Origin of the sequence: Mycobacterium sp. 852002-40037_SCH5390672 (assembly GCF_001665875.1) — a bacterium.
In the GTDB taxonomy this organism is placed as follows: domain Bacteria; phylum Actinomycetota; class Actinomycetes; order Mycobacteriales; family Mycobacteriaceae; genus Mycobacterium.
The window spans coordinates 58,308-71,768 of the sequence record NZ_LZTA01000102.1 but is presented as its reverse complement, the minus strand read 5'-3'; the positions used below and the strand labels follow the sequence as shown (position 1 = coordinate 71,768).

The following is a 13,461-nucleotide window of genomic DNA, read 5'->3' as shown; positions in this document are numbered from 1 at the left end:
GCTACTTGGGGGAAAGGAACGCGTGCATCGCGGCCGAATAGGCGGCCACGTCCTGCGCGCCCATCAACTCGCGTGCGGAGTGCATCGCCAGCTGCGCGGCGCCGACGTCGACGGTGGGGATGCCCGTACGCGCGGAGGTCAACGGTCCGATCGTCGATCCGCACGGCAGGTCGGCGCGGTGTTCGTAGCGCTGCAGTGCCACTCCGGCCTGCTGACAGGCGAGCGCGAACGCCGCGGCGGTGCGACCATCGGTGGCATAGCGCAGATTCGGGTGCACCTTGAGCACGGGCCCGGCGTTGACCGCGATCGGGTGGCCGGGCTCGTGCCGCTCCGGGTAGTTGGGATGAGTGGCGTGCGCCATGTCCGCCGAGGCCAGCAACGACGCCGGCAGCCGACGCAAGTAGTCCTCGCGACTACCGCCCGCCGCCAGCACAATTCGCTCCAGCACGGTGCCCAATAGGTCGGATTGCGCGCCGTGGTCCGACGACGACCCGACCTCTTCGTGATCGAAGAGCACCAACACCGGCAGATAGGCCGGGGCCTGTTCCAGGGCCAGCAGTGCCTCCAGCCCCGCATAGCAACTGGCCTGGTTGTCCAGCCGAGGTGCACTCAGCAGGCTGGCGTCGGCGCCGATCACCGACGAGGGAGTCAAGTCGTGGGTCATCAGATCGGCGGCCAGCACGTCGGTTGCCGCCACTCCGGCACGATCTGCGACGTATTCGACGAATGACCGCGCTGTCTCCCCGACTCCCCACACCGCATTGACGTGTCGCTGCGGGTCCAGGGTCAGCGACTTACGGTCCTCGGCCAGATGGATGGCCAACTGCGGCACCCGCATGATCGGCTCGTCGATCCGGACCAGCCGATGGTCGACACCGCTGCCATCACGTACCGACAACCTGCCGCTGATCCCCAGGTCGCGGTCCAGCCACGAATTGAGCCAGGCTCCCCCGTACGGCTCCAGCGCGACCACCCGCCAGCCCGCGACCGCCCGGTCGGGATGCTGCTTGACTCGCAGATTGGGACTGTCGGTGTGCGCGCCGACAATCCGGAATGGGCCGCTGGACTCGACGCTGTTCCATGCGACCAGCGAGCCGGCACGAACGGTGAAGTAGCGGCCCGGTTGAGCGGGCCACGGGTCGGATTCGCGGAGTTCGGTGTACCCGGAGGCAAGCAGCCGGCCCGCCACGGTGGCGCAGACATGGAACGGCGACGGGGAGGCGTCGATGAATTCGCAGAGGCCTGCGGCGCTGGCCGACATATTCACCATCATGGCTGCCGGTGACGGCGCAGTTCACGCTGGGCCTGATAGCGCGGCTCCTTGCTAAGGTCGCCCATGTGCCCCCCGTCCAGCCACAACCGATCCTCGCGCCGCTGACGCCCGCGGCGATCTTCCTGGTGGTGACCATCGACGACGGCGGCGAGGGGGCGGTGCACGACGCACTGCCGGACATTCCCGGCCTGGTGCGCGCGATCGGTTTCCGCGAACCACAGAAACGGTTGTCGGCTATCGCCTCGATCGGCTCCGATGCCTGGGACCGCTTGTTCTCCGGACCGCGCCCCGCCGAACTGCATCGGTTCACCGAGCTGAGCGGACCGCGGCACACCGCCCCCGCCACGCCCGGGGACCTGTTGTTTCACATCAGGGCCGAGAGCTTGGACGTCTGCTTCGAGCTGGCCGACCGGATCCTCAAATCGATGGCCGGCGCGGTCACCGTGGTCGACGAGGTGCATGGTTTTCGCTACTTCGACAACCGCGATTTGCTCGGATTCGTTGACGGCACCGAGAACCCGGACGGTGCGCTGGCCGTCAGTGCCACCGCGGTGGGCGACGAGGACCCCGACTTCGCCGGTTCCTGCTACGTGCACGTGCAGAAGTACGTGCACGACATGTCGTCGTGGAATTCGATCTCGGTCACCGAGCAGGAGCGGGTGATCGGCCGCACCAAACTGGATGACATCGAGCTCGACGACGACGTCAAGCCGGGCAACGCCCACATCGCCCTCAACGTGATCACCGACGACGACGGCACCGAACTGAAAATCGTGCGGCACAACATGCCGTTCGGCGAGCTCGGCAAGAGCGAATACGGCACGTACTTCATCGGCTATTCACGCACACCGCAAGTCACTGAACAGATGCTGCGCAACATGTTCCTCGGCGATCCGCCCGGTAACACCGACCGCATCCTCGACTTCTCCACGGCTGTCACCGGCGGAATGTTCTTCTCGCCCACGCTCGACTTTCTCGATGATCCACCGCCCCTTCCCGCAGCGCCGGCGGCGGAAACGCCTGTGGCGCAGAACGGCTCACTTTCGATCGGCAGCCTGAAAGGAACCTCTTCATGAACAACCTCTATCGCGACCTGGCCCCGGTCACCGAAGCGGCTTGGGACGACATCGAATTGGAGGCGACACGGACCTTCAAGCGCCACATCGCAGGGCGTCGCGTCGTCGACGTCAGCGAGCCGGGCGGCCCGGTTACCGCCGCCGTCAGCACCGGTCGGCTTGCAAACGTGGCCTCACCGACCGACGGCGTGGAGGCTCACCTGCGGGAAAGCAAACCCCTCGTGCGTCTGCGTGTTCCGTTCACACTGTCGCGTTACGAGATCGACAACGTCGAGCGCGGCGCCAACGACTCCGACTGGGACCCGGTCAAGGAGGCCGCCAAGAAGCTGGCGTTCGTGGAAGACCGGGCCATCTTCGAGGGCTACGCCGCGGCATCCATCGAGGGCATCCGCTCCGCCAGCTCGAACAAGTCGCTGACCCTGCCGGCGGATCCGCGCGAGATTCCCGACGTCATCACCCAGGCGATCTCGGAACTCCGGCTCGCCGGTGTCGACGGCCCCTACTCGGTGCTGCTGTCCGCCGACGTCTACACGCGGGTCAGCGAGACGACCGAACACGGCTATCCGATCCTCGAGCACATCGACCGGCTGGTCCCCGGAGACATCATCTGGGCGCCGGCCATCGACGGCGCCTTCGTGCTGACCACCCGCGGCGGCGACTTCGACCTGCAGCTCGGGCACGACGTGTCGATCGGGTACACCAGCCATGACGCGGACACCGTGCAGCTGTATCTCCAGGAGACGCTCACCTTCCTGTGCTACACCGCGGAGGCGGCCGTCCCGCTCAGCCCGTAGGAATAATTACCGGCGAGCCACTGCTTACCCGGAGAGAAAACGAACTTCTCTCTTGGAGGCAGGGTTTCGATGGCAACAACATTGGCCGGCTCGACCGCATTGGTGACCGGCGCGACATCGGGGATCGGCCGGGAAATCGCATTGCAGCTTGCAACTCGCGGCGCCGAGGTCGTGGTGCAGGGCCGCAATGCCGAACGCGGCGCCAAAACCGTTCGAGACATTGAAAATGCCGGTGGCAAGGCGCGTTTCGTCGCGGCCGACCTCAACGTCGCCGCCGATGTCCGGCGGTTGGCCGCCGACGCGGGGCCGGTGGACATCCTGATCAACAACGCCGGCATCTACGAGTTCGGCCCCACGACGGACACCGATGACGCGACCTTCGACGAACACGTCAACGTCAACCTGCGTGCGCCGTACATCCTGGTGCAGCAGCTGGTGCCGGCCATGACCGCTCGGGGCAACGGCGCCGTGGTCAACGTGAGCACCCTGGCCGCGTCGGTGGCGACCCGCGGAGCGGGGATCTACGGGGCCACCAAAGCCGGCCTGGAGCAGCTGACGCGTGTCTGGGCCGATGAATTCGGCGAGGCGGGCGTGCGGGTGAACGCGGTGGCCGCGGGGCCGACCGACACGCCCGGGGCCGCGGCGCTTCCGGGTGTCCTCGACACCATTGCGGCGATCACCGCCCTGAAGCGGGTCGCCGATGCGAGTGAAATCGCCAGTGCAGTGGTCTTTCTCGCGTCTCCGGAGGCCAGTTATGTCAACGGCGCTATCTTGCACGCAACCGGAGGGCAGCAAGCAATCGTCGCCTGAGGACTAGAGATCGAGCACCACGTCGGTCTCGGGGGCCGCGGAGCAGATGAGGACCGACCCGTCACCGGGCGGCTCCAACGGATGCTGAACGTAAGTGATCGTCCCGGCAACGATTCCGGTCACGCACACGTGACACACCCCGCTTCGACAGGAGAAACGGGTCGGCACGTCACAGGCTTCGGCGAGATCGAGGATACTTCGGTATGCGGGTGACCAGTCGACGGTTAATCCGCTGCGCGTGAAGGTGATCGCGGGCCCGGTGCCCGGGTTGGTGGGGTGGCCTGCGCTCGCCTGTGCCGACAACTCCCGGGTTGATCGCGGGCAGCGCACCGAACAACTCGCTGTGGATGCGGGCCGGGTCGAATCCCATGCCGGTCAGAGCGTCACGCATGTCCGCCATGAATTGCGTTGGACCGCAAAGGTAGACGGTGGCGCTGGCGGGCAGGCCCAATTTCGCGATGGACTCTCGGCGCAGCCGACCCTGCGTTTCGGTGTAGAAGACCTGCTGCCTGGCGTGCGGTAACGAATCGATGAGTTTCGCGACTTCGACTGCAAACATTTGAGTTTCGCGGTTGCGGGTGGTGTGCAGCCACCAGATGTCACGCCGACTCCGGGCCACCGACAGCGCATGCAGCATCGCCAGGACGGGCGTCGCGCCGATTCCGGCGGAGAACAGGACAACCGGACCGCTGTCTTCGGCGAGGTAGAAGTCGCCGCGTGGGGCAGCCGCCGCTATCACCGATCCCGGCTGGATGTGGGCGTGGAGCCACCGGCTCACCACACCGTGGTCCTCGCGCTTGACACTGATGCGGTAATAGCCGGCGTTGGAATCGTCCGACAGGGAGTAGCTGCGCAGCGGCGCGGGCTCGCCTACGCCGCTGACCTTGACCGTCAAGTACTGGCCGGGAAGCGCCGGCGGCAGCGGACTGTGGTCAACGGCCTCGAGCCGGATCGAAAGAACTTGTGCACTCTCCCAACGTGTTTGGGTGACCCGCAAATCACGAAAGCCCTGCCACCCCGGTTCGACCCCGATTGGTGGCGCTACCGCGGGTCCCCCGCCATCGTGTGCGGCCAGCAGCTCGTGAAAAGACTGCTGCCAGCCCGGGCTGAGCGCCGGAACGTCGATGGCCTTGCGCAGCGTTTCGACGCCGCGGTCGGGCAGATAGAGCAGGGCGTCGACGTCGGCGACGCTGAGTTCGTGACGGCCACGGCGGGTGCGCACGATGTCGTCGCCGGCCCGCACCTGGCCCTCGGTGATCACCCGGAAGTAGAAGCCCGGGCGATGTTGAGAGACAAGCAGATTGGGCATGTCGGGCTCGTCGAGGCGGATGCCGACCCGAAAACAGGTGACACGTGGCTGGGTGACCTCGAACTGGGCATCGCCGATCCGATAGCGATCCCCGATGCAGACGTCGTCGTCGGCGAGCCCGGTGACGGTGAAGTTCTCGCCGAAGTGTCCGGGTTGCAGGTCGTCGCGACCCAGGTAGGCCTTCCAGAAGTCGTAGGCCTCGGTCTGGTACACCATGACGGCGCGTTGCTCCCCACCATGGCCGGCGAGATCCCCTTGGCCGTCGCCGTCGACGTTCAGCCTGCGCACCATGACTGGCCCGTCGATCGGGGCCTTCCAGATCCCGGTGTAGATGGTTTTGTCCCGCCATTGGACGTTCTTGGGCATGCCCACGTTCACCGAAACAAGCCTGCCCACTGTGTCACCTCGAAACAGCTCGTATTGCGGGGGCCGCCAACTGGGATGGTTGGCCCACAATATGACAGGCGGATGCGCTCGGCAATACATCGGCTTCACGGGCTGTCGCGAGCCGCCCGTTTGGTGCATACTGGGTCATACAACCCATAAAGCTGGAATCTGGGTTCCGCGCACTTCCATGGGATGCCGCCGCGGCGCCCGATGGTGAAACGCGTTGAGTCAGGAGGAACGTCATGCCTGCTGTTCATCATCGATACGCCGCAGTCGATGGCCATCGGCTCTTCTACCGCGAGGCCGGCGACCCGGCCGCTGCAGCGGTGATCCTCCTGCACGGGTTTCCCACGAGCTCATACATGTTCCGCCAGCTGATCCCGGCACTCGCCGATCGCTACCACGTCATCGCCCCGGACCACCTGGGCTTCGGCCTGTCCGATGCTCCACCGGTCGAGGAGTTCGACTACACCTTCGATGCGCTGACCGACCTGACGGCGGGTCTGCTGCGAACCCTCGGTGTCGACCGGTACGCCATGTACGTCCAGGATTACGGCGCGCCGATCGGCTGGCGGCTCGCGCTGCGCGACCCGTCCGCGATCACCGCGATCATCAGCCAGAACGGCAATGGGTATGACGCGGGGTTCGTCGAGAGCTTCTGGAAGGTCGTGCAGGCGTATCAACAGGAGCAGACGCCAGACACCGAGGCGCCGGTGCGGCAGTTCCTCACGCTGGACGCCACCCGTTGGCAGTACGTGACCGGCGTGCCCGACGAGACTCTCGTCGATCCCGAGTCCTGGCATCACGACTACGCCCTGATCTCCCGTCCCGGAAATGACTTGGTGCAGCTCAAATTGTTTCGGGATTACGCCACCAACGCGCTTGTCTACCCACGCTTGCACGACTACTTCCGCGCCGGCCGGGTGCCACTGCTGGCGGTCTGGGGCCGCGGCGACGAAATCTTCGGCCCGGCCGGCGCCGAAGCGTTCGCCGACGACCTGCCCGACGCCGAGATCCATCTGCTCGACGGTGGACACTTTCTGTTGGAGTCCGCGCTCGATGAGGTCATCCCGCTGATTCGGAACTTCCTCGCCGGCCAGCTCGCGGCCTGATCCTGGTGTATGGGCTGGAGATCCCATAAATAGGGGTGCACCCGGGTTAGCCTGACGCGATGGCCCATCCCGATGTTCACGACGAACAACGGCTGACCGCCAAGGGGCGCGCCACCCGCGACCGGATCGTGCAGGCCGCCGCCCAGTTGATCGTCGACGAGGGCCTGTCCGCGTCGAACATGGACAACGTGCGCCGGGCGGCGTCGGTCAGTGGCTCGCAGCTTGCCCACTATTTCACCGACAAGGCAGCGCTGATTCGCGCGGTGGTCCGGCGCCAGATCGGCGTGGTTTTGGACTTTCACCGCCAACCCGCGCTTCGGGGCCTGAGTTCGTTTGACGACTTCGAGCGGTGGATCGACCTGAACATGCGCTACCTGCGGCGCATCGGATACTTCGGCACGCCCACCTATCATGCGCTCGCCGGCCAGCTGGCGAAATCTGACAGCACCACGCGCGAGGAGTTGGCGGCCGGTTATTCGGAGTGGATCGACCTGTTGGAGAAGGCAATTCAACGAATGAAGGATGACGGTCTGCTGGTCCGGGATGCCGACCCGCGGCAGCTGGCCTTGGTGATCATCACCGCGCATCAAGGAGGCGGCATTTTGACCTTCACCTATCAAGAGGAGTGGCCGCACGCCGACGCGGTTCGTTTCGCAGTGAACTACCTACGCCTGTTCGCCACCGACAGCGCCGAGCGAGTACCCCGTCCCCCGCGCCGGACGCGCGGACGCCGCTCGGCGCGACGAGCCGGCTGACCGATCCGTGCCGAAGGCGGCGACGTGACTGAACGCAACTTCTCGCGGCTGACGCGCAAGGGACTGGCTACGCGCGCGCGAATCATCGAGGTCGCCGCGCGCCTGATGTTCGAGCATGGCGTCGCCAACACCAGCATCGACCGGGTGCGACGCACCGCCGGAGTGGGCGGATCCCAGATCTCCCACTACTTCAGCGATAAACGCGACCTGATCCGTCATGTCGTCGAAGCGCGCCGCAATGACGTGCGTGTCTTTCACACTCGGTCGCAGTTCGCCGCCCTCGACAGCCTCGATGCCCTGCAGGCGTGGGCCGATGCTTGCGTGTCCGACATCGACACCGTCTACCGGGTCGGAGGTTGCGTCTACGGGTCCTTGGCCGGCGAGCTGATCGAGGCCGACAGCGAAATACACGACGACCTGTCCGCCGGATACGACCAATGGATTGAACTGTTTCGGGCCGGCCTCGAGTCGATGCGCGATCGCGGCGACCTGCGCCCGGAAGCCGATCCGCGGCACCTGGCCGTATCGCTGGTCGCCGCGCACCAGGGCGGCGCGATGCTCACCCACGCCACCGGCGATCCGCAGCCGTTGCGGACCGCCGTCAATGCCGCCGTCGACTACGTGCGCTGTTTCGCGGTTCAAGCCCGGTCGCGCAAGGGCCGATCCGGGTCGTCTCGCGGTCAGCGCAAATCCTGACCGGTGACATCCGCTGGACATAGCGGGCACATAAGAACATAATAATGGGTCAGTTGGCCCATTATTATGTTGCGGCGCCACCCGGCGTCGTCGCCCGCCAACGTTTTGGAAGAGGCAGTCGATGTCCATGCTCGAGTCACCTCAGCTGCCAACGGCGCCGGCAGTCGTACGCGAGCAACCCGGTGGGCAAACCATGCGGGCGATCATCCTGGAGAAGTTCGGCGGTCTGGAGAGCCTGGTCTACACCGACATCCCCAAGCCGCTGCCCAAAGACGGCGAAGTCGTCATCGCGGTAAAGGGTTTCGGCATCAATCACGCCGAGATCCATATGCGTCGCGGCGAATGGGCGGAGGCGGCCGAGGTCAGCGGGATCGAATGTGTCGGCATCGTCGACTCGTGTCCGGGCGGCGAGTTCCCGGTGGGCGCCAAGGTGGCCGCGCTCATGGGAGGCCTCGGCCGAACCATCAATGGCAGCTACGCGCAATACACTCGCGTACGCGCCGCGAATGTCGTGGCGATGTCGCTGATTGTGTTGTGCCTCGTGGGGTATCTACGACCGGACATACCGCAACGAAAGAACGTTGAGCACCAGCCATGACAACCACCTCCGTGCCGTCCGTCCTCGTCTTCGACGTCAACGAGACTCTGCTCGATATCGAGTCCATGGCGCCGCTTTTCAAGCAGCTGTTCGGCGATGAACGAATGCTGCGGGAATGGTTCGCGCAACTGGTCATGTACTCGATGGCCATCACACTTGCCGACAACTACGTGACGTTTCCGGTGCTCGCCCAAGGGGTGCTGCGCATGCTGGGCGAGATCTACCAAGTGGATGTAACCCAAGACGATCTGGACCGCCTGAAGGCAGAACTGCTCACCATGCCGGCGCACCCCGACGCCACCCATGGACTTGTCGCCCTGCGTGACAACGGTTTTCGGCTGGTGGCCCTGACCAACTCCCCGCCCAACCCGGATGGCCCGACGGCACTGCAACATTCGGGACTGGGCGACTTTTTCGAACACCAACTGAGCGTCGATGCACGCAGCGCCTTCAAGCCGTCGCCCGGGGTGTATCGCTCGGTATGCGAGACACTCGGGGTGGCTCCGGCTGACTGCATGATGGTGGCCGCGCACGTGTGGGACACCATCGGTGCGCAAAATGTCGGATTCAGTGGAGCCCTGATCACCCGGCGCGGCAACGCACCGCTGCCGGTGGACGGTCTGTCACAGCCGAATATCGTCGTCAGTGACGTGCGCCAGCTCGCCGAGCAACTCATCAACGGATCCGCTGAGTACTGAGACGGCGCCCTCGGCGCCGTGACCACCAAGCGAAAGGATCATCGACCATGGCGACAGAGGGCGGAGGCGACTTCGACGTCGTGGTGCTCGGAGCCGGACCGATCGGCCAAAATGCCGCCGAACGCGCCCAGGCCGCCGGACTGCGTGTTGCGCTGGTCGAGCGTGAACTCGTCGGCGGGGAGTGCTCGTATTGGGCGTGCGTGCCCAGTAAAGCGCTGCTGCGCCCCGTCATTGCGCTTTCCGATACTCGCCGGGTCGACGGCGCGCGAGAGGCGGTCACGGGGACCCTCAACGCCGACGGCGTGTTCGGCCGCCGCAACCGCTATGTCAGCGACTGGGACGACAGCGGCCAGGCCGACTGGGTGAGCGGCATCGGCGCGACCCTGATACGGGGACATGGGCGATTGGACGGTCCGCGCCGCGTCGTGGTCACCGACGGCGACGGCAGTCGCCTGGCACTGACGGCACGGCACGCGGTGGTCGTCTGTACCGGAAGTCGCTCAGCCTTGCCCGATCTGCCAGGCGTCGCCGAGGCGAAGCCATGGACCAACCGGCAGGCCACCGATAGCAGCGCGGTCCCGATGCGGTTGGCTATCGTGGGCGCCGGGGGCGTGGGTGTCGAAATGGCCACGGCGTGGCAGGGTTTGGGCTCCCAAGTAACGCTGCTGGTTCGAGGTTCGGCAGTGCTGCCCCGGATGGAGCCCTTCGTGGGTGAACTGATCGGCCGCGGCCTCGTCGAGGGCGGCGTCGACGTGCGGCAAGGGGTTTCGGTTCGGGCGCTGGGCCGACCGGACGAATCCCACGTTGTCCTGGAGTTGGACGACGGCACCGAGTTGCGGGTCAACGAGGTGCTCTTCGCCACCGGTCGTGCTCCGCTGACCGACGACATCGGCTTGGAGACAGTGGGATTAAGCCCTGGCAGCTGGCTCGATGTGGACGACACCTGCCTGGTGCGCGGCGCCGTCGAGGACGGCTGGCTCTACGCGGCGGGCGACGTCAACCACCGGGCCCTGCTCACCCACCAGGGAAAATATCAGGGCCGCATCGCCGGTACGGCCATCGGCGCCCGCGCAGCCGGAAAGCCGTTGGACACCAAACCGTGGGGTGCGCATGCCACGACCGCCGATCATCATGCGGTGCCGCAAGCCTTCTTCACCGACCCCGAAGCCGCCGCGGTCGGGCTGACGGCTCAGCAAGCCGAACAAGCCGGATACCGAGTCCGCACAGTCGATATCGAAATCGGTGACGTGGTGATGGGGGCCAAGCTTTATGCGGACGGCTACACGGGCCGCGCGCGGATGGTGGTCGACGCGGATCGCGCCCACCTGCTCGGCGTCACCATGGTCGGCCCGGGCGTGACCGAGTTGCTCCACTCGGCCACCATCGCCGTCGCCGGCCAGGTGCCCATCGACCGGTTGTGGCACGCAGTGCCGTGCTTCCCGACCATCAGCGAGCTGTGGCTCAGACTGCTCGAGGCGTATCGGGACGGGCCGGACGATAATTGACCGATGGCCACTTCAGACGGATTCCATCCAGACTTCGACGACACGGCGACACCGGCCGCGCGCAACCGGGTACGGCACATCAAGGCGTCGGAGATCAGCCCCGACACCGCACAGTCTGAGGGGCTGCGGCGCTTCGCCGCCCTGTCCGGCCGGTCGGTCGGTGCGGAGAAGCTCTGGATGGGCGAGACACACGCGTCGCCGCAATCGGCTTCGGACAACCACCATCACGGTGAATCGGAAACCGCCATCTATGTACGAAGCGGCAACCCTGAGTTCGTCTTTCACGACGGCACCGACGAGGTTCGCATCGCCGCCGCACCCGGCGATTACGTCTTCATCCCGCCGTATCTGCCGCACCGTGAGGAAAATCCCGACCCCAACACCACCGCCGAGGTCGTGATCGCCCGCAGCACCCAAGAAGCCATCGTGATCAATCTTCCCGCCCTGTATCCGCTGGCCGGTCCTGGGTAAACGGCGACCTCGATCAGGTTCCCGTCGACGTCACGGCAGTAGTGCGAGGTCATCGCACCCAGCGCCCCCACCTTGGTCACCGGCCCGGAGATCACGTCCACCCCACACGCAGCGAGATGGGCGCGAACGTCATCCGGCCTGGCGCTGGTCACGAAGCACAGGTCTTCGGAACCGGCCGCTTCGACGGACCCGGTGAACCAGTCGGGATCGTCGGTTAACGCGCCGACAGGCCGCAGATTGATCTTCTGATCCCCGAAGCACAGCGCCGTTCTTTGCGACGGCCCAAACGTCTGACGCCGCATGCCTAGCACCCGCTCATACCACGCGGCGGTGGCGTCAACGTCTCTGCAGTTCAAGACAATGTGGTCGAACCGTTCCACGGTGATCGGCAACTCTAATCCTCCTGACCCGCGCAAACGGTCCAACCGTCTGTGAACGCGCGAAAAGCATTCGCTACCAGACTAATCCGGTCGTCGGGCCGCCGACACGGGGACGCATTGCTTTACGCGCCGCGCATAGAACGTTTTAATACATCTCGTGGCCTCTGATCACCTGGATCTCGACGTTGCCGACCTGCGAATTTCGCGCGGCAGCGTGCCGGCCAGCACCCAACTCGCCGAAGCCCTCAAGGCGGCCATCGTCAAACAGCGGCTGCCCCGCGGCGCGCGATTGCCCACCGAGCGGGAACTCATCGATCGCACCCGCGTGAGCCGGGTAACCGTGCGTGCGGCGGTCGGGTTACTCGAACGCCAAGGATGGCTGGTACGAAAGCAGGGCCTGGGTACGTTCGTGGCCAACCCGGTCAAACAAGAACTCGGACCCGGCGTACGCACCATCACCGAGGTACTGGCCGGATCCGGGATAACGCCCAACGTCGACGTCCTGTCGCATCGCGTCGAAGACGCACCGCAACGAATTGCCGAAACACTGGGCCTGTCGAAAGTCCTGTGTGTGCACAGGCGCTTTCGCGACGGCGAGCAGCCCCTCGCCCTGATGATTGCCTACCTGCCAACGGGATTGGGCAAAGCCGTGGAGCCGCTGCTGAAGGGCGCGAGCGACGAGCAGACCGCGCAGGCGATGGAAAGCACCTACACCATGTGGGAGCGGCGACTGGACGTTCCCATCTCGCGGGCCAACTATGAGATTCATGCGGCCGGCGCGTCGCTGGAAGTGGCCGGCGCCCTGAATCTGCCGCTGGGGTCTCCGGTGCTGGTTCTCGAACGCACCAGCTACGGAAATGACGACAGGCCTCTGGAGGTGGTGGAGTTCCACTATCGCCCCGAGCGGTACAGGTTTTCGGTCAGTTTGCCGCGCACGGTGCCCGGTCCCGGCGCCGGCATCGTGGAACGGTGCGAACCGACCTGAGTGCGGCGCCGAAATATCTGCCCGGCGGTTCGCTCAGCGAATTCTCAACAGATTCTTCGGTGCCGCATCGCTTGGCTCCAAGCATTCCCAAAGTCACAGGGCACACAATTTAACTCATGACGAGTGAGCAGCTGTGCGCGAACCTGGTCGAACGTTACCTGCGCACCCGCGGGCGGCGTTATTTTCGTGGTCACCACGACGGCGAATACTTCTTCGTCACCAGCGCTCCGCGGCGCTTGCACATTCACTTCGAGGTTTCGCCCGCACACGATGACGTGTTGATCATCCGCGTCAGCCCCGGGTGTTATTTCCCGGCGGCCGACCGCCCCTGGCTGACGTACTTCTCCGACAGATGGAACCGTCACGACCGCCAGGTCACCGCGATTGTGCACGGTTCGTCCGATCCGCAGCGCATCGGCGTGGTGGCCCGCAAGTCGCAATGGATCCGAAACGACGTCTCCTTCAGCGATTTCGCTGCCTTCGTCGACCGGACCATTGCGGACGCCACCGAGCTCTTCGAGGGGTTGAGCCCCGCCGACGAATCGCCTTCCACGGAACGACCCTTGCTGCTCGACGCCGGCTGACGTCGCGGCGGTCTACCTATCGGTTCGT

12 protein-coding genes and 3 pseudogenes are annotated in these 13,461 nt (G+C 65.5%); 12 read left to right on the top strand and 3 right to left on the bottom strand.

Annotated features, from left to right (window positions below):
• Nucleotide 1: 1 nt before the first annotated feature.
• The gene (locus tag A5782_RS19455) at nucleotides 2–1,261 is read right to left on the bottom strand and encodes a M18 family aminopeptidase (RefSeq protein WP_067103842.1); all 1,260 of its coding nucleotides are present in this window, start codon (nucleotides 1,259–1,261) and stop codon (nucleotides 2–4) included.
• 77 nt (nucleotides 1,262–1,338) lie between these two features.
• Here A5782_RS19455 and A5782_RS19450 point away from each other — a divergent pair, with 77 nt between their 5' ends.
• From A5782_RS19450 to A5782_RS19440, 3 genes are all read left to right on the top strand, one after another.
• A complete protein-coding gene (locus A5782_RS19450; RefSeq protein WP_067103841.1) occupies nucleotides 1,339–2,349 on the top strand; it encodes a Dyp-type peroxidase in 1,011 nt (336 codons plus the stop codon).
• Nucleotides 2,346–3,143 carry a family 1 encapsulin nanocompartment shell protein gene (locus tag A5782_RS19445; RefSeq protein WP_067103636.1) on the top strand — a complete coding sequence of 266 codons (798 nt, stop codon included), beginning with the start codon at nucleotides 2,346–2,348 and terminating at the stop codon, nucleotides 3,141–3,143. The genes A5782_RS19450 and A5782_RS19445 overlap by 4 nt, the downstream gene beginning before the upstream one ends.
• A gap of 69 nt (nucleotides 3,144–3,212) precedes the next feature.
• Nucleotides 3,213–3,953, top strand: a complete 741-nt coding sequence (locus A5782_RS19440) for an SDR family NAD(P)-dependent oxidoreductase (RefSeq protein ID WP_067103634.1) — start codon at nucleotides 3,213–3,215, stop codon at nucleotides 3,951–3,953.
• A 3-nt stretch (nucleotides 3,954–3,956) separates the two neighbouring features.
• Here the strand turns inward: A5782_RS19440 and A5782_RS19435 are convergent.
• A pseudogene (locus tag A5782_RS19435) lies at nucleotides 3,957–5,658 on the bottom strand (MOSC domain-containing protein).
• 233 nt (nucleotides 5,659–5,891) lie between these two features.
• On the opposite strand from A5782_RS19435, the gene A5782_RS19430 reads away from it, so the two are divergent.
• The 7 genes and pseudogenes from A5782_RS19430 to A5782_RS19400 all read left to right on the top strand — a co-directional run bounded on the left by A5782_RS19430 (nucleotide 5,892) and on the right by A5782_RS19400 (nucleotide 11,484).
• The gene (locus A5782_RS19430) at nucleotides 5,892–6,761 is read left to right on the top strand and encodes an alpha/beta fold hydrolase (RefSeq protein WP_067103631.1); all 870 of its coding nucleotides are present in this window, start codon (nucleotides 5,892–5,894) and stop codon (nucleotides 6,759–6,761) included.
• A 59-nt stretch (nucleotides 6,762–6,820) separates the two neighbouring features.
• Nucleotides 6,821–7,516, top strand: a complete 696-nt coding sequence (locus A5782_RS26925; RefSeq protein WP_067103629.1) for a TetR/AcrR family transcriptional regulator — start codon at nucleotides 6,821–6,823, stop codon at nucleotides 7,514–7,516.
• Nucleotides 7,517–7,540: 24 nt separating this feature from the next.
• On the top strand, nucleotides 7,541–8,212 hold the full coding sequence (locus A5782_RS26920; RefSeq protein WP_067103626.1) for a TetR/AcrR family transcriptional regulator: 672 nt from the start codon (nucleotides 7,541–7,543) through the stop codon (nucleotides 8,210–8,212).
• Nucleotides 8,213–8,333: 121 nt separating this feature from the next.
• A pseudogene (locus A5782_RS19415) lies at nucleotides 8,334–8,723 on the top strand (alcohol dehydrogenase); the annotation flags it as partial.
• Nucleotides 8,724–8,806: 83 nt separating this feature from the next.
• Nucleotides 8,807–9,508, top strand: a complete 702-nt coding sequence (locus tag A5782_RS19410; RefSeq protein ID WP_067103624.1) for a haloacid dehalogenase type II — start codon at nucleotides 8,807–8,809, stop codon at nucleotides 9,506–9,508.
• A gap of 47 nt (nucleotides 9,509–9,555) precedes the next feature.
• Entirely contained in the window at nucleotides 9,556–11,013 is a 1,458-nt protein-coding gene (locus A5782_RS19405; protein WP_067103621.1) for an NAD(P)/FAD-dependent oxidoreductase, read from the top strand.
• 3 nt (nucleotides 11,014–11,016) lie between these two features.
• Nucleotides 11,017–11,484: a cupin domain-containing protein gene (locus tag A5782_RS19400; protein WP_067103619.1), complete on the top strand. Its 468-nt coding sequence runs from the start codon at nucleotides 11,017–11,019 to the stop codon at nucleotides 11,482–11,484.
• Here the strand turns inward: A5782_RS19400 and A5782_RS25740 are convergent.
• Nucleotides 11,478–11,876, bottom strand: a pseudogene (locus tag A5782_RS25740) (VOC family protein); the annotation flags it as partial. The gene A5782_RS19400 and the pseudogene A5782_RS25740 sit on opposite strands and share 7 nt — an antisense overlap.
• Nucleotides 11,877–12,021: 145 nt before the next feature.
• Between A5782_RS25740 and A5782_RS19395 the strand changes: the two are divergent.
• Nucleotides 12,022–12,849 (top strand): GntR family transcriptional regulator, encoded by an 828-nt coding sequence (locus tag A5782_RS19395; RefSeq protein ID WP_067103617.1) that lies wholly within the window; start codon nucleotides 12,022–12,024, stop codon nucleotides 12,847–12,849.
• A gap of 116 nt (nucleotides 12,850–12,965) precedes the next feature.
• Nucleotides 12,966–13,433 (top strand): hypothetical protein, encoded by a 468-nt coding sequence (locus tag A5782_RS19390; RefSeq protein WP_067103615.1) that lies wholly within the window; start codon nucleotides 12,966–12,968, stop codon nucleotides 13,431–13,433.
• Nucleotides 13,434–13,461 lie beyond the last annotated feature (28 nt).

Bases quoted from the DNA above. Each gene is read 5' to 3' on its own strand.
- A5782_RS19455 (WP_067103842.1), bottom strand. From the start codon at position 1,261: ATGTCGGCCAGCGCCGCAGGCCTCTGCGAATTCATCGACGCCTCCCCG.
- A5782_RS19445 (WP_067103636.1), top strand. From the start codon at position 2,346: ATGAACAACCTCTATCGCGACCTGGCCCCGGTCACCGAAGCGGCTTGG.
- A5782_RS19440 (WP_067103634.1), top strand. From the start codon at position 3,213: ATGGCAACAACATTGGCCGGCTCGACCGCATTGGTGACCGGCGCGACA.
- A5782_RS19430 (WP_067103631.1), top strand. From the start codon at position 5,892: ATGCCTGCTGTTCATCATCGATACGCCGCAGTCGATGGCCATCGGCTC.
- A5782_RS26925 (WP_067103629.1), top strand. From the start codon at position 6,821: ATGGCCCATCCCGATGTTCACGACGAACAACGGCTGACCGCCAAGGGG.
- A5782_RS19410 (WP_067103624.1), top strand. From the start codon at position 8,807: ATGACAACCACCTCCGTGCCGTCCGTCCTCGTCTTCGACGTCAACGAG.
- A5782_RS19405 (WP_067103621.1), top strand. From the start codon at position 9,556: ATGGCGACAGAGGGCGGAGGCGACTTCGACGTCGTGGTGCTCGGAGCC.
- A5782_RS19400 (WP_067103619.1), top strand. From the start codon at position 11,017: ATGGCCACTTCAGACGGATTCCATCCAGACTTCGACGACACGGCGACA.
- A5782_RS19390 (WP_067103615.1), top strand. From the start codon at position 12,966: ATGACGAGTGAGCAGCTGTGCGCGAACCTGGTCGAACGTTACCTGCGC.